We start from the raw sequence: 14,453 nt of genomic DNA, 5'->3' as shown, positions 1-14,453 counted from the left end.
GGGGCCCCGTCCTGCCCGCGCACGGGGTCCCGCCGCGACCGGTCGGCTCAGCCCAGCTCGCCGGCCGCCGTCTGCTCCGCGAGGCGGACCAGCGTCCGTACCGCCGAACCCGTACCGCCCTTGGGCGTGTACCCGAACGGGCCGCCCTCGTTGAAGGCCGGCCCCGCGATGTCGAGGTGGGCCCAGGTGATGCCCTCGCCGACGAACTCGCGCAGGAAGAGACCGGCGACGAGTCCGCCGCCCATCCGCTCGCCCATGTTCGCGATGTCGGCGACGGTCGAGTCCATCCCCTTGCGCAGGTGCTCCGGCAGCGGCATCGGCCAGGCGGGCTCGCCGACCTCCTCGGCGGCCTCCAGCACCGCGGCGCGGAAGGCGTCGTCGTTCGCCATGATGCCGAAGGTGCGGTTGCCCAGCGCCAGGACCATCGCGCCGGTCAGCGTCGCGACGTCCACGATCGCGTCGGGCTTCTCCTCCGAGGCGGCCCACAGCGCGTCCGCGAGGACCAGACGGCCCTCGGCGTCGGTGTTGAGCACCTCCACCGTCTTGCCGCTGTACATGCGCAGCACGTCACCCGGGCGGGTCGCGGAACCCGAGGGCATGTTCTCGGCCAGGGCCAGCCAGCCGGTGACATTGACCGCGAGGCCGAGGCGGGCGGCGGCGACGACCGCGGCGAACACGGCGGCGGCGCCGCTCATGTCGCACTTCATCGTCTCGTTGTGCCCGGCCGGCTTCAGCGAGATGCCGCCCGAGTCGTACGTGATGCCCTTGCCGACGAAGGCGAGGTGCTTCTTCGCCTTGGCGGAGGTGTACGACAGCTTCACCAGCCGCGGACCCGACGCCGAGCCGGCGCCCACGCCGAGGATGCCGCCGTGGCCGCCCTTGGCCAGCGCCTTCTCGTCGAGCACCTGCACCTTGATGCTGTGCTCCTCGGCCGCGGCCTGCACGACGGCGGCGAACGCCTCGGGGTCGAGGTCGTTGGGCGGGGTGTTGATCAGGTCGCGGGCCCGGTTGAGCTCCTCCACCACCGCGGTGGCACGCTCCACGGCCGCCTTGAACGCCTTGTCGCGGGACTTCACGCCGGCCAGCACGGCCTCGGCGAGCGGCGCCCCGCGATCCTTCTTCTTGCTCTTGCCGCCGGTGTCGTCGCCGCTCTTGTAGGCGTCGAAGGAGTACGCGCCGAGCAGCGCGCCCTCGGCGACCGCGCCGGCGTCGGCGGCGTCCGTCATGGGGAGGGCGAAGACGGCCTTCTTGGATCCGGACAGGGCGCGGGCGGCCACGCCGGCCGCCCGGCGCAGTGCCTCGGTGTCGGGTGCGGCGTCCTTCTCGGGCCGGGTGCCCAGACCCACCGCGACCACGAGCGGCGCCTTGAAGCCGGTCGGCGCGGGGAGTTTCGTCACCTCACCCTCGGCGCCGGACGCGCCGAGGGTCTCCAGGACGCCGGCGAGCCCGCCGTCGTAGGCCTTGTCCACGGCTTCGGCGCCCGGTACGACGACCGGGCGCCCGGCCGCAGTGCCCTTGGCGACACCGATCACGATCGCGTCGGCCCGCAGGCCGGGCAACGCGGCGGTGCTGAGAGTGAGAGCAGTCACGGTGGTGAATTCTCGCTTCCGATGTGAAGTTGCTGTGGCCGAAAGGTGTGGGTCGACCGGCCCGGCGCCGACCCTGACGGCGACCTGGCGGTACGGTCTCGGCGGGGCCGTCCCCGGTACGGCGACACTCCGGACGAGACTACGCGCGTCTGTGTGTCCACTCCCTCACGCGGGTCTTCACCGATCGGTGACGTGGCGGCCGTCGTCGGGGCCCTGCCCGCGGACCGCCTGACGGCGGCGAAGGTGAGGGACACCCATGAGACGACCCCCAGGACTGCTTGCCGTGCCGCTCGCCCTGTGCGCGCTGCTGCTGCTGCTGCTCGCGGGCTGCGCCTCGGGAACGGACCCCGGGCCCGGCTCCGGGTCCGAATCCGGGTCCGAATCCGGGTCCGAATCCGGGTCCGGCTCCGGGTCCGGGTGGAGCAGCGGTCCCCGCTGGCAGCCGCGTCCCGGCACCGACTGGCAGTGGCAGCTCAGCGGGCGCCTCGACACCTCCGTGGACGTACCGGTCTACGACATCGACGGGTTCGACCATTCGGGGGACACGGTCGCGCGGTTGCACCGCGACGGCCGGAAGGTCATCTGCTATCTGTCCACGGGCGCCTGGGAGGACTTCCGCCCCGACGCCGGCGACTTCCCCGACGAGGTGATCGGCCGCGGCAACGGCTGGGAGGGCGAGCGCTGGCTCGACATCCGGCGTACCGACGTGCTGGGACCGATCATGGCCGAGCGGTTCGACATGTGCCGCGACAAGGGCTTCGACGCGGTGGAGCCGGACAACATGGACGGCTACCGCAACCGCACCGGGTTCCCGCTCACCGCCGCCGACCAGCTCCGCTACAACCGCCTGATCGCCCGGCTCGCCCACGAACGCGGCCTGGCCGTCGGCCTGAAGAACGACCTGGACCAGATCCCGCAACTGGTCGGCGACTACGACTTCGCGGTCAACGAGCAGTGCGCCCAGTACGGCGAGTGCGCGCGGCTCACCCCGTTCGTCGAGGCCGGCAAGGCCGTCTTCCACGCCGAGTACGAACTGCCCACCGACCGCTTCTGCGCGGACTCCCGGCGGCTGCGGCTGAGTTCCCTGCTGAAGAAGTACGAACTGGGGGTCTGGCGCCGGGCCTGCTGAGACCCGTACCGGACGGGCCCCGGGGCCTCGTGGACGGTTCAGCCCAGCGCGGCGACGACGAGGACGGCCGTCGCCGCGGTCTCCGCCAGCGCGCCGAACACATCGCCGGTGACCCCGCCGAAGCGGCGGACGCAGTGCCGCAGGAGGAGTTCCGCGGCCGCGGCCGACAGCAGCACCGCGAGGACGGTACGGACGACGCCGTCCGCGCCGAGGAGGGCGCCCCCGGCCGCCGCGCCCCCGGCCACCGCGAGCCCGACCGCCGCCGCACCCGCCCGCGGGACGACCCCGGCGACCGCGGCGCCCAGCCCTTCCGGACGGGCGGGCGGCACCCCGCTGCGGGCGGCGAGGGTGAGGACGAGCCGGGCCGCGACCGCCGCGACCACGGCGGCGAGCGCGCCCCGGGTCCAGGAGTCGTCGTACGCCCGGGCCAGCGCGGCCGTCTGGGCCAGCAGCACCAGGACGAGGGTGAGCACGCCGAACGGCCCGATGTCCGACTGCTTCATGATCCGCAGCGCGTCCGCGGCCGGCTTGCCGCTGCCGAGCCCGTCCGCGACGTCGGCCAGCCCGTCGAGGTGCAGCCCGCGCGTGAGAACGGCGGGTACGGCGACGGTGGCGACGGCGGCGAGCGACGCGCCCACGCCGAGGAACAGCAGCAGGAGTCCGACGGCGGCGGCCGCGGCGCCCACCACCAGCCCGGCGAGCGGAGCGCACAGCATGCCGCCGCGCGCGGCCGGGCGGTCCCAGCGGGCCACCCGGACCGGGAGCACGGTCAGGGTGCCGAAGGCGAAGCGCAGACCGTCGGACAGCGAGGTCGGGAAGGGTGCGGGCACCGGCGCAGGTTACCCGGTGGTCAGCAGGGCGCCCCGGGCAGCCGTGGATAAAGTGCGCTTATGGGACATTGGCTGCAGCGGAACATCATCGAACCGGGCAAGCTGCCGCTGCTTCTCGCCCTCACCGCCTTCGTCCTCACCTTCGTGATCACCCGGGCCGTCACCCGGCTGATCCGGACCGGCAAGGGCCCCTTCGGCAACGTCGAGGCGGGCGGCCTGCACATCCACCACGTCGTGCCCGGCGTGATCCTCACCGTCGTCGGCGGCTTCGGCGCGGTGGCGGGCGGCCGGCACGGCTTCGGGTCGGCGCTCAGCGCGGTCGTCTTCGGCATCGGCGCCGGTCTCGTCCTGGACGAGTTCGCGCTGATCCTGCACCTCGACGACGTCTACTGGACCGAGGCGGGCCGGCAGAGCGTCGAGGTGGTCGTCCTCACCGCCGCCCTGGTCGGGCTGGTGCTGGCCGGGTTCTCCCCGTTCGGGGTCAACGACCTCAGCGAGGACGAACTCCAGAACCGCGCCGGGGTCGCCCTGAACGTCGCGGTCAACTTCCTCTTCTCGCTCATCGCCCTGAGCAAGGGCAAGGCGAGGATCGCCGTGTTCGGCGTGATCGTCCCCGTCATCGCCGTGATCGGCGCGCTGCGGCTGGCCCGTCCCGGCTCCCCGTGGTCCCGGCGCTTCTACCGGCGCAGGCACCGCGCCCGCGCCAAAGCCGTCCTCCGCGCCTACCACCACGACCTCCGCTGGTCGGCGCCCCGCCGCGCCGTCCAGGACTGGCTCGGCGGCAAGCCCGACCCCGACCCGCCCCGCCCGCTCGAACGCGGGTGACGGACGGGCGGAGGGCTTGCGCCGGGGCGCGGCCCTTCGGCCGGTACGGGTGCGGGCTGCCCGGAACGCCTTCCCGGGGGTGGAGCCGGCGAGTGCCCGGCGGAAAGACTTCCCCCGCTGCCGCTGCCGCTGCCGCTGCCGCTGCCGCTGCCTCGGCCGGACCGCCATGTCGGTCCGGGGCCGGGACCTTTCCCCGCTCCGTCGAACGCGGGCGACGGGGTGGGGTGTTGCTCCGGGAGCGGGCGCGAGGGACGTACGGGGACGGCTACTCGGGCTTCGGTACTGCCGAGGTCTTCGACTCCTTCGGCCGGTCGTCCGCCACGGCCGGCTGCTCCGAGGATTCCAGTGTCTCCGGTGCTTCCGGTGCTTCCGGTGCTTCCGGTGTCTCCGGTGTCTCCGGCCCCTCCGGCTCCTTCGGGCGTTCCGGGAGTTCCGCGGCCAGGGCGGCCGCCGCCTGGACCAGGGGGAGGGCCAGGAGGCCACCCGTGCCCTCGCCCACGGTGACGCCGTGGGAGAGCAGCGGTTCCAGCGCCATCCGGTCCAGTGCCTTCGCCTGGCCCGGCTCCCCGCTGTCGTGCGAGGCCAGCCACCAGTCCGGCGCCCGGAAGGCGATCCGCTGCGCCACCAGCGCGCACGACGCCGTCACGACCCCGTCGAGCACGACCGGCATCTTCCGCACCGCGGCCTGCAGCAGGAAGCCCGTCATCGCGGTGAGGTCGGCCCCGCCCACCGTCGCCAGCAGCCGCAGCTGGTCGCCGAGCACGGGCCGGGCCCGCCGCAGCGCGTCGCGGACCGCCGCGCACTTGCGCATCCAGGCCAGGTCGTCGATCGCCAGCCCGCCGCGCCCGGTGACCACGGACGCGTCCGTCCCGCACAGCGCGCCCACCAGCACACCCGCCGCCGTGGTCCCGCCCACGCTCACATCGCCGAGCACCACCAGGTCCGTACCGGAGTCGGCCTCCTCGTCGGCCACCGCGACCCCGGCCAGGAACGCCGCCTCGGCCTCCTCGGGGCTCAGCGCGTCCTCGACGTCGATCCGTCCGCTGCCGCGCCGCACCCGGTGCCGTACGACGTCCTCGGGCAGGGTGTCCGGATCGCAGTCCAGGGCCATGTCGACCACCCGCACCGGCACCCCGAGCCGCCGGGCCAGCACGGACACCGGACGGCCGCCCTCCAGCACCTCGCGCACCAGTTCCCCGGCGCTGCCCGCGGGCCGCGCCGAGACACCCTGCCGGGCGATCCCGTGATCACCGGCGAAGAGGACGACCCGCGGCCGTTCGACCGGCCGCACCGGCACCGCGGACTGTGCGGCGGCCAGCCACTCGCCCAGCTCGTCGAGGCGGCCCAGTGACCCGGGCGGCACGATCTGGCGCTCGCGACGCGCCTCCGCGTCACGGCGTACCCCGCCGTCCGGACGCTCGATCAGATCGGTGAAGTCGTCGAGATTAAGCGCGCTCATTCGCCGAACAGTACCGGCCCGGCTCGAACACGCCGGAGCCCTGGGGCCCGTCGTCGGAATCCCACCCACCGGGCGACGCCACCCCGACGTCGTTGCGCCCGGGAGCGCCATCCGATCCGTAACGTTTTGCAAGGGAATGTCATCACTGTGCCCCGCCCGTCCGACCAGTACCCGAGTCCCTTCCACCCATCCTGCTCACCCCCTCGGCCCTTGCTCACCCCCTCGGCCCCTGCTCGCTCTCTCTGCCCCCGCTCACCCCTCCTGCTCGCCCCTCCTGCTCACCCCTCCTGCTCAACCGCTCCCGCTCGCTCCTCCCGCTTGCCCCTTCTCGCTCCTGCTCGTCCTGCTCGCCCCTCCACTGCCTCTTCCGCTCACCCCTCTGTCCCCGCTCGCCCCGCCCGACTCATCCGGAGCCGCCATGTCCGAACCCGACGCGCCCGCCGCCGTCCCGTCGTCCGCCGACGCGCCCGCCGTCCCCCGCGCCCCGGTCGTCCCCGCCCAGCAGGCCTCCGTGCGGGTGCACGAGCCGCGCCGCGGAGACTGTCCCTGGTGCGGCTCCACGCGGCTGCGCAACCGGTTGCGCACCGGAGACCTGCGACGGCACCGGCCGGGCCGGTTCACCGTCGACGCGTGCCGGGAATGCGGGCACACCTTCCAGAACCCCCGGCTCACCGCCGAGGGCCTGGCCTTCCACCGCCGGACACCGCGCGGAGCCCCCCGGGACGCCGTCACCGACCACGTCCTCGCGCTGCGCGACGCCCCGCGCCGCCGCCGGGCCACGGCCCGCGCGATGCTGCGCTTCGGCGAACCGGAGAGCTGGCTGGACGTCGGCACCGGACACGGCCGCTTCCCGGACATCGCGCGGGAGTTCTTCCCCTACACCGCCTTCGACGGCACCGACCTCACCGCGCGCGTCGAACGCGCCCGCGTCCTCGGCCGCGTAGAGGAGGCCCACATCGGCGCGCTGACGGACCCGAAGCTGCTGGCCCGGGTGTCGGCCCGCTACGACGTCGTCAGCCTGCTGCACCACCTCGAGCACACCACCGACCCGCGGGCGGAACTCCACGCCGCCCTGGACGCCCTGCGCCCCGGCGGCCATCTGCTCATCGAGACCCTGGACCCCGGCTGCGTGTTCGCCGCTCTGTTCGGCAACCGGTGGCTGTCCTACGACCAGCCCCGCCGGCTCCACCTGCTGCCGCCGCGCAACCTCCGGGCCGAACTGGAGGCACTCGGCTGTGCGATCGTCACCACCGGGCCCGGCATCACCGGGTCCGCCGCCAGGTCCGGCACGTCCAGGTCCGGCACGTCCAGGTCCGGGCACCGTTCCCTGTACGTCCCGTACGACCTGGCCGGCGCCACCGCGCTGGCCCTCTCCCGTGCCCTGCCCGCCCCGGACGCCCCCTGGCGCGCGATCCCGCCGACCCCGTTCCAGCAGCAGGCGCGTGCCGTACTGCTGCGCGCGGGCGCCCCGCTGGTCGCCGTCGCGGCGCTGACGGACCTCGCGCTGGCGCCCGTCCTGCGGCACACCCCGTTCGCCAACGCGTACCGGATCATCGCCCGAAAGCCGGCGAACTGACCCCGCCCCGGCCTCGCACCCTGCCCCGGCCCCCGCCCAGGCACCGGCTGTTCACCCCCGGAGCACCAGTGCCTGGCCGGCCACGACCAGCAGTACCTGCTCGCACTCCTGCGCGAACGCCGCGTTCAGCCGCCCGAGTTCGTCCCGGTACCGGCGGCCGGACGCGGTGGCGGGGACGATGCCCGAACCCACCTCGTTGGAGACGGCGACCACGGTCCGCCGGGTCGCGCGCACCGCGTCCGTCAGCTCGCGCACCCGTTCCTTGAGCGCCCGCTCCCCGCCGTCCGCCCACTGGGCGTCGTCCCACGCCCCGACGGAGTCCATCGCGTCCGTCAGCCACAGCGACAGACAGTCCACCAGCAGCGGCGGCCCGTCGGTCCCCAGCAACGGCACCACATCGCAGGTCTCCACGGTCCGCCAGGACCCGGGCCGCCGCTCCTGATGGGCCGACACCCGGGCCGCCCACTCGGTGTCCCCGTTGCGGGACCCGCCGGTCGCCACGTACAGCACCTGGGGCAGGGATTCCAGCCGGCGCTCGGCCTCCACCGACTTGCCGGACCGCGCCCCGCCCAGGACCAGCGTCCGGCGCGGCAGATCGGGAACGTGCTCGTAGGCGCCCACCTCCAGCGTGGTCCCGTCCGGCACGGCGCGCGCCCCGGCCGCCGCGAGCCGGCGCCGCTCCTCCGCGCCCGGCGGCACGTCGTGGTCGAGATGCACGGCGACGACGTCCGTCGTCGGCCCCACCGCACCCACCGCCCGCAGCCGCGCCAGCCCGTCCGGACGCCCCACGACGTCGAGCAGCACCATGGCGTACGGTTCGGCCGGCTCCTCCAGACCGGCCGGCGCCGTGCCCGGCGGCAGATACAGCAGCCGCTGCCCGTCCGGGCCGGTCACCGCGTACCCGGTGCCCGGTGCGTCCAGCGCCAGTGCCCGCACCCGGTGGCCCGTCAGCAGCGCCAGCTCCCGGCCGTCCGGCACCCGGCCGGGCTGCGGCAGCCCGGCGGGCACCTCGACCGCGGGGCCGTCGTGCGGATGGGAGAGCAGCACCTGGCGCACACCGCCCAGCGAATGCCCCGCGCGGGCGGCGGCGAACGCCACGCCCGGCGTCAGGTCGAGCAGCAGCGAGCCGTCCACGAGCAGCGAGGTCGCGGCGCGCGCGCGGGGGCCGGCGGCGGACGCGCAGGCGGCGCAGGGACAGTCGGGGCGGGGCAGGCCCGCTGGGGCACCGGTGCCGAGCAGAGTGAGTTCCACGGACCCGATTTTCGCCCCTCCCCACGGCTCCTGCGCGCCCGACCGGGCACTGACACCGATGATCCCCCGAATCATCCGCCGGACAGGCTCTAGGCTCTGCTCCAGGAGCCGGACCATGATCCGGCTCCTGTCGTGCAGGTGCTCATACCCATGGAGGCGTACATGGCGGCATGGACGTGGCGGTTCGAGAAGGCCGACGGGACGCAGGTCGAGCCCGCGGTGACGCCGGAGGAATTCACCACGCAGGGGGACGCCGAGTCCTGGATCGGGGAGAACTGGAAGGCCCTGGTGGAGGGTGGCGCCGACCAGGTGCGGCTGCTGGAGGACACCACGGAGATCTACGGGCCGATGAGCCTGCACGCGGAAGAGGCGTGAACCCACGGACGTGGACCCCGGGGGTGAAGCCCCGGACGTGAACCCAGGGGCGTGAAGTCCCGGGCGTGAAGCCCCCGGACGTGAGAATCCGGGCGAGGGCGACATGACCTTCAGGGCGGGGGCTTCGGCCCTCGCCCGTCCCACGTCCGCCAGGGTCTGTCCTAGAAGACTCATGAAGATCTTGGTGAGTCTTCTAGCCCCGTACGCCGCACAGGTGGAGCAGTGCCGCCACCCCGCGGTAGGGGTCCGTGCGGCCGGCCCGTTCCTCGACCGCGAGGAGCGCCGTCAGGTCGTCGGGGCAGCCGGGGGTGTGCGCGGCGCTCGCCCCGTCCACCGCCGTGTTCGTGAAGACCCGCACCCCGTACCAGGTGTGCAGCGGCGCCCCGAGCCCCGCGAGGGTCGCCTTGAGGTCCGCCAGCCGGTCGGCCCGCACTCCGGCGTCCGAGTCGTCCGCGGGGCACGCCGTGTCGAACGCGGTCAGCGCCCCGGCCCAGTCGCCGCGTAGCCCGGGCCGCATCGCTGGCGCGTCGCCGTTGCGCACCAGCAGCGACAGCAGGCCGCCGGGCGCGAGCATCCGGGCCAGCCCCGCCACCAGCGGGTCCGGCTCCGTCACGTACATGAGGACGCCGTGGCAGAGCACCACGTCGAAGCTGCCCGGCAGGAAGTGCACACCGGTGTCGCGGCCGTCGCCCTCGACTACCCGCACCCGCTCCCGGATGCCCTCGGGTTCCCCGGCGAGCACCGCGCGCGCGGCGGAGACCATCCCCGCGTCCCGTTCCAGACCGGTCACCTGGTGGCCGGCCCGTGCCAGGCGCAGCGCCTGCGTGCCGCGGCCCATGCCGACGTCCAGCACGCGCAGCCGCCGCCCGACCGGGAACCGCCCCACTATCTGCTCGTCGAGCTGGCGGGCCAGCAGTTCCTGCTGGACGACCTCCCGCAGGTCACCGGACGGCCCGCCCGGACCGGGCGGGGCCTGTGCGGGCGAGCTCTGTGCGGGCGGGGTCTGCGCGGGCACCGTCGCCGGTGCCTCGCCGTCGACGAACGGCGTGGTGCTCAGGGCCGTTCCCCGCGCTTGACCTGGGGCTTGGGCAGGCGCAGCCGGCGCATCTGCAGCGAGCGCATCAGCGCGTAGGCGACGGCGCCGCGGCGTTTTTCGTCGGGGAAGCGCTCGGCCAGCCGCTTCTTCAGCCGGAAGCCGGTCACGAAGAAGTCGAGCACGATCATCGCGATCACGACGAGCCACAGCAGCAGCGCGGCGTTCTGTACCTGGGGCATCCGGATCATGCTCAGCACCAGGATGATCACCGCCATCGGCAGGAAGTACTCCGCGATGTTGAACCGCGAGTCGACGTAGTCGCGCGCGAACCGGCGCACCGGCCCCTTGTCACGGGCGGGCAGGTAGCGCTCGTCGCCGCTGGCCAGCGCCTGGCGCTGGCGCTCCATCGCGGCACGACGCTCGTCACGCTGCCGCTTGGCGGCCTCCTTGCGCGTCATCGACGTATTGGCCACGCTGCGCCGCTGGGTCTGGGCCTGGCTGCGCTTGGGCGTGGGACGGCCCTTCGGGGCCTCCGGGTGGCGGGTCTGCTTGGAGTCGGTCACCGTCGCCTTGTCGGCGTGGGCCTTCTCTTCCTTGGCACGGCTACGGAACACAAAACCCAAGGGTACGGGGTATCCGGGGTTGGACCCCAGCCCCGGGGGGAACGATCCGGCAACACCACGCGTCTGTAGAGGACAGACAGGCGGGGGCGTTGTGTGCGACTTGGGGCGGGTTGTCCGGCCGGCACCCGGGGATCACCTACTCCCTGCGCCGGATCGGGAGGATGCGCAGTCGTCCTTGGGGATGAGCGCATCCACCCCTGGACAGTGCGGTAATGGATGCAGGGCCCGTACTGTGGGGTCTGTCGCAGAAGTGTGAGCCGGAGTCCGTCAGAAGGGGGCGCGCGAAGCCCATGAGCGGTGTCATGAAGCGTATGGGGATGATCTTCCGCGCGAAGGCGAACAAGGCCCTTGACCGGGCCGAGGATCCGCGCGAGACCCTCGATTACTCGTACCAGAAACAACTGGAGTTGCTCCAGAAGGTCCGCCGGGGTGTCGCCGACGTGGCGACCAGCCGCAAGCGCCTGGAGCTCCAGCTCAACCAGTTGCAGGGCCAGTCCTCCAAGCTGGAGGACCAGGGCCGCAAGGCGCTCGCGCTGGGCCGTGAGGACCTCGCCCGCGAGGCCCTCTCCCGCCGCGCCGCCCTCCAGCAGCAGGTGACGGACCTGGAGACGCAGCACGCGACGCTCCAGGGCGAGGAGGAGAAGCTCACCCTCGCGGCCCAGCGCCTCCAGGCCAAGGTCGACGCCTTCCGCACGAAGAAGGAGACCATCAAGGCCACGTACACGGCGGCGCAGGCACAGACCCGGATCGGCGAGGCCTTCTCCGGCATCTCCGAGGAGATGGGCGACGTCGGGCAGGCGATCCAGCGGGCCGAGGACAAGACCGCCCAGCTCCAGGCGCGGGCCGGTGCCATCGACGAGCTGCTCGCCTCCGGCGTCCTCGACGACCAGTCCGGCATGCACAAGGACGACATCCAGGCCGAGCTGGACCGGCTCTCCGGTGGTACGGACGTGGAGCTGGAACTGCAGCGCATGAAGGCCGAGCTGGCCGGGGGCACCTCCGGCCAGAAGCAGGCCATCGAGGGCGGCAGCGAGCAGTCCCAGGCCCAGCAGCAGCCGCAGGACACCCCGCGGTTCGACAAGCAGTGACCGCCGCACGGGAGACCGTGCCGACGACGACCGAGCCCCCGCGAGGGCGGCTCAGGAGGCCGACATGATCGTACGGATCATGGGGGAGGGGCAGGTGGCTCTGGCCGAGAGCCACCTCGCCGAGCTGAACAAACTCGACGAGGAACTCGTCGTCGAGATGGACAACGGTGACGGCCCCGGCTTCCACCGCACCCTCACCGCCCTGCTGAACAGGGTCCACGAGCTCGGCGAGCCGCTGCCGGACGACGCCCTGGAACCCTCCGACCTCATCCTCCCCTCCCCGGACGCGACGATCGAGGAGGTCCGGGAACTGCTCAGCGACGACGACGGACTGATCCCGGGCCCAGGCGACGGACCGATCCCCGGCACATGAGCCCCCGGCCCGCCGGGCCACCCGCGGCCGAACCGCTCACCCGCGTACCGCTCATACCGGAACCGCTCACCCGCGTACCGCTCACTGTCGGTCCGTTCACGACAGGTGCGGTCCTCACCACCGGTCCACCCCCGGCCCGCACCCCGTACGCTCCCGCGACCCCGTACGGTGAACCGTCGTGAGCACCTTCCAGCGCGCCCGGCGCCGGCTGCGCGCGCATCCCTTCGCCCTGGACGCGGCCCTGGCCGCGGGCGTCCTGGTGTGCATGGTGGCCGGGTCCCTCGTGGAGCCGCACGGCCCCGACGGCGTCACCTGGGCGCTGCGCACGCCTGACGCGCTCAGCCTGGTCCTCATGGTGCTCGGCGCCACCGCACTCGTCCTGAGGCGCCGGGCGCCCCTCGCGGTCCTCGCCTTCACCGGCGGGGTCTCCCTGGTGGAGTCCGTCACCGGTGACCCCCGCGCCCCGCTCTCGATGTGCGTGGTCGTCGCGCTCTACACCGTCGCCTCCACCACCGACCGCCCCACCACCTGGCGGGTCGGCCTGCTCACCATGACCGTCCTCACCGGCGCCGCCATGATCGCCGGCCCGCTGCCCTGGTACGCCCAGGAAAACCTGGGGATCCTCGCCTGGACCGGGATCGGCGCCACCGCCGGGGACGCCGTCCGCAGCCGCCGTGCCTTCGTCCAGGCCATCAGGGAACGCGCCGAGCGGGCCGAACGCACCCGCGAGGAGGAGGCCCGCCGCCGCGTCGCCGAGGAGCGCCTGCGCATCGCCCGCGACCTGCACGACGTCGTCGCCCATCACATCGCCCTGGTCAACGTCCAGGCCGGGGTCGCCGCCCACGTCATGGACAAGCGGCCCGACCAGGCCAAGGAGGCCCTCGCCCACGTACGCGAGGCCAGCCGTTCGGCGCTCGGCGAACTGCGGGCCACCGTCGGCCTGCTGCGCCAGTCCGGAGATCCCGAGGCCCCCACCGAGCCCGCCCCCGGACTGGATCGCCTCGACGACCTCGCCGGTACCTTCCGCAACGCCGGCCTGCACGTCCTGGTGGCCCGCGAGGACCAGCGCCCGGAGCACGCCTCCGCGCTGCCGGCCGCCGTCGACCTGGCCGCCTACCGGATCATTCAAGAGGCGCTCACCAACGTCCAGAAGCACGCGGGCGCCGTGGCGAAGGCTGAGGTCAGCGTCGTCCGGGTGGGCCCGCACCTCGAGGTCACCGTCCTCGACGACGGCACCGGCGCCGGCCGGCAGGAAGCCCCCGCGGGCGACGGCGGCGGCCACGGTCTGCTCGGCATGCGGGAACGCGTCACCGCCCTGCGCGGCACCCTCACCACCGGCCCCCGCTACGGCGGTGGCTTCCGCGTCCATGCGATCCTGCCCGTCGAGACCCGTACGTCCGCGGCCCAGGACGGTTCGTGACCCGTCCACGGCCCGGTGCGGCCCGTGACCAGAGCTCCCGGGGGGAACCCATGACCATCCGCGTCCTGCTCGCCGACGACCAGGCCCTGCTGCGCAGCGCCTTTCGCGTCCTCGTCGACTCCGAGCCGGACATGGAGGTGGTGGGCGAGGCCGCCGACGGCGCCGAGGCGGTCCGGCTGGCCCGTGAACAGCGCGCCGACATCGTCCTCATGGACATCCGGATGCCCGGCACCGACGGTCTCGCGGCCACCCGCCTGATCAGTGCGGACCCCGAACTCGACGGGGTCCGCGTGGTGATCCTGACGACCTTCGAGGTCGACGACTACGTGGTGCAGTCGCTGCGGGCCGGCGCTTCCGGCTTCCTCGGCAAGGGCTCCGAACCCGGCGAACTGCTCAGCGCCATCAGGATCGCCGCCGAGGGCGAGGCCCTGCTGTCCCCGGCCGCCACCAAGGGCCTGATCGCCCGCTTCCTCGCCCAGGCGGGCCCGTCCGACGGCGCCGACCTCGACCCGGCCCGCGCGCGGCGGCTCGACTCGCTGACCGTGCGGGAGCGCGAAGTGCTGGTCCAGGTCGCCGGCGGCCACTCCAACGACGAGATCGCCGAACGCCTGGAGGTCAGCCCGCTGACCGTGAAGACACACGTCAACCGGGCCATGGCCAAGCTGGGCGCCCGCGACCGGGCCCAGCTGGTGGTCACCGCCTACGAGTCCGGCCTGGTCCGCCCGAGGGCGGACTGAACGCGACCGCGTGTACTGCGGGGGGAGTAGCCGCCGCCCCGAGGAACGGGACTCCCGGCCTACGGATCGGCCCCTCCCCATGCACCACTGTGTAGAGCGGGCACCCGGCTGAGCCGCCGTGCCCCCGCCCGTGCCCGTGACC

Annotated in this window: 14 protein-coding genes; 8 read left to right on the top strand and 6 right to left on the bottom strand. The window is 73.8% G+C overall.

All coding sequences use genetic code 11. The features are described from left to right. Positions 1-47: 47 nt before the first annotated feature. Positions 48-1,589, bottom strand: a complete 1,542-nt coding sequence (locus V4Y04_RS09110; protein WP_332426882.1) for a leucyl aminopeptidase — start codon at positions 1,587-1,589, stop codon at positions 48-50. Positions 1,590-1,845: 256 nt separating this feature from the next. On the opposite strand from V4Y04_RS09110, the gene V4Y04_RS09105 reads away from it, so the two are divergent. Then, positions 1,846-2,718 carry an endo alpha-1,4 polygalactosaminidase gene (locus V4Y04_RS09105; RefSeq protein ID WP_332426881.1) on the top strand — a complete coding sequence of 291 codons (873 nt, stop codon included), beginning with the start codon at positions 1,846-1,848 and terminating at the stop codon, positions 2,716-2,718. A gap of 38 nt (positions 2,719-2,756) precedes the next feature. On the opposite strand, the gene V4Y04_RS09100 is transcribed toward V4Y04_RS09105, so the two are convergent. Continuing rightward, positions 2,757-3,548, bottom strand: coding sequence for an adenosylcobinamide-GDP ribazoletransferase (locus V4Y04_RS09100; RefSeq protein ID WP_332426880.1), 792 nt, complete (start codon positions 3,546-3,548; stop codon positions 2,757-2,759). A gap of 60 nt (positions 3,549-3,608) precedes the next feature. On the opposite strand from V4Y04_RS09100, the gene V4Y04_RS09095 reads away from it, so the two are divergent. Continuing rightward, positions 3,609-4,373, top strand: coding sequence for a hypothetical protein (locus tag V4Y04_RS09095; RefSeq protein WP_332426879.1), 765 nt, complete (start codon positions 3,609-3,611; stop codon positions 4,371-4,373). A 265-nt stretch (positions 4,374-4,638) separates the two neighbouring features. On the opposite strand, the gene cobT is transcribed toward V4Y04_RS09095, so the two are convergent. Then, positions 4,639-5,832, bottom strand: coding sequence for a nicotinate-nucleotide--dimethylbenzimidazole phosphoribosyltransferase (gene cobT, locus V4Y04_RS09090; RefSeq protein WP_332426877.1), 1,194 nt, complete (start codon positions 5,830-5,832; stop codon positions 4,639-4,641). 418 nt (positions 5,833-6,250) lie between these two features. On the opposite strand from cobT, the gene V4Y04_RS09085 reads away from it, so the two are divergent. Continuing rightward, on the top strand, positions 6,251-7,408 hold the full coding sequence (locus V4Y04_RS09085) for a methyltransferase domain-containing protein (RefSeq protein ID WP_332426876.1): 1,158 nt from the start codon (positions 6,251-6,253) through the stop codon (positions 7,406-7,408). A 51-nt stretch (positions 7,409-7,459) separates the two neighbouring features. Here the strand turns inward: V4Y04_RS09085 and V4Y04_RS09080 are convergent, their stop codons facing one another. Next, positions 7,460-8,659 (bottom strand): bifunctional adenosylcobinamide kinase/adenosylcobinamide-phosphate guanylyltransferase, encoded by a 1,200-nt coding sequence (locus V4Y04_RS09080; protein ID WP_332426875.1) that lies wholly within the window; start codon positions 8,657-8,659, stop codon positions 7,460-7,462. 162 nt (positions 8,660-8,821) lie between these two features. On the opposite strand from V4Y04_RS09080, the gene V4Y04_RS09075 reads away from it, so the two are divergent. Next, the gene (locus V4Y04_RS09075; protein ID WP_332426874.1) at positions 8,822-9,034 is read left to right on the top strand and encodes a hypothetical protein; all 213 of its coding nucleotides are present in this window, start codon (positions 8,822-8,824) and stop codon (positions 9,032-9,034) included. 193 nt (positions 9,035-9,227) lie between these two features. Here the strand turns inward: V4Y04_RS09075 and V4Y04_RS09070 are convergent, their stop codons facing one another. Together V4Y04_RS09070 and V4Y04_RS09065 are read right to left on the bottom strand one after the other, a co-directional pair. After that, complete coding sequence (locus tag V4Y04_RS09070) at positions 9,228-9,947, bottom strand: class I SAM-dependent methyltransferase (RefSeq protein ID WP_332432767.1); 720 nt, start codon at positions 9,945-9,947, stop codon at positions 9,228-9,230. A 140-nt stretch (positions 9,948-10,087) separates the two neighbouring features. Continuing rightward, positions 10,088-10,723, bottom strand: coding sequence for a DUF3043 domain-containing protein (locus V4Y04_RS09065; protein WP_332432766.1), 636 nt, complete (start codon positions 10,721-10,723; stop codon positions 10,088-10,090). Positions 10,724-10,995: 272 nt separating this feature from the next. Between V4Y04_RS09065 and V4Y04_RS09060 the strand changes: the two genes are divergently transcribed. From V4Y04_RS09060 to V4Y04_RS09045, 4 genes are all read left to right on the top strand, one after another. After that, positions 10,996-11,781: a PspA/IM30 family protein gene (locus tag V4Y04_RS09060; protein ID WP_332426872.1), complete on the top strand. Its 786-nt coding sequence runs from the start codon at positions 10,996-10,998 to the stop codon at positions 11,779-11,781. Positions 11,782-11,845: 64 nt separating this feature from the next. Then, a complete protein-coding gene (pspAA, locus tag V4Y04_RS09055; RefSeq protein ID WP_332426871.1) occupies positions 11,846-12,154 on the top strand; it encodes a PspA-associated protein PspAA in 309 nt (102 codons plus the stop codon). Between the two features lie 178 nt (positions 12,155-12,332). Further along, the gene (locus tag V4Y04_RS09050; protein WP_332426870.1) at positions 12,333-13,574 is read left to right on the top strand and encodes a sensor histidine kinase; all 1,242 of its coding nucleotides are present in this window, start codon (positions 12,333-12,335) and stop codon (positions 13,572-13,574) included. Positions 13,575-13,624: 50 nt separating this feature from the next. Next, a complete protein-coding gene (locus tag V4Y04_RS09045; RefSeq protein ID WP_332426869.1) occupies positions 13,625-14,311 on the top strand; it encodes a response regulator transcription factor in 687 nt (228 codons plus the stop codon). The last annotated feature ends 142 nt before the right edge of the window (positions 14,312-14,453 follow it).

The organism is Streptomyces sp. P9-A2 (assembly GCF_036634175.1).
Classification (GTDB): domain Bacteria; phylum Actinomycetota; class Actinomycetes; order Streptomycetales; family Streptomycetaceae; genus Streptomyces; species Streptomyces pratens.
Note: the sequence above shows the minus strand (reverse complement) of the source record. Positions and strands in the feature narration are given on the sequence as shown.

Excerpts from the sequence above, each read along its gene's own strand:
- V4Y04_RS09105 (WP_332426881.1), top strand. The coding sequence starts at position 1,846 with ATGAGACGACCCCCAGGACTGCTTGCCGTGCCGCTCGCCCTGTGCGCG.
- V4Y04_RS09075 (WP_332426874.1), top strand. The coding sequence starts at position 8,822 with ATGGCGGCATGGACGTGGCGGTTCGAGAAGGCCGACGGGACGCAGGTC.
- V4Y04_RS09095 (WP_332426879.1), top strand. The coding sequence starts at position 3,609 with ATGGGACATTGGCTGCAGCGGAACATCATCGAACCGGGCAAGCTGCCG.
- pspAA (WP_332426871.1), top strand. The coding sequence starts at position 11,846 with ATGATCGTACGGATCATGGGGGAGGGGCAGGTGGCTCTGGCCGAGAGC.
- V4Y04_RS09085 (WP_332426876.1), top strand. The coding sequence starts at position 6,251 with ATGTCCGAACCCGACGCGCCCGCCGCCGTCCCGTCGTCCGCCGACGCG.
- cobT (WP_332426877.1), bottom strand. The coding sequence starts at position 5,832 with ATGAGCGCGCTTAATCTCGACGACTTCACCGATCTGATCGAGCGTCCG.
- V4Y04_RS09045 (WP_332426869.1), top strand. The coding sequence starts at position 13,625 with ATGACCATCCGCGTCCTGCTCGCCGACGACCAGGCCCTGCTGCGCAGC.
- V4Y04_RS09060 (WP_332426872.1), top strand. The coding sequence starts at position 10,996 with ATGAAGCGTATGGGGATGATCTTCCGCGCGAAGGCGAACAAGGCCCTT.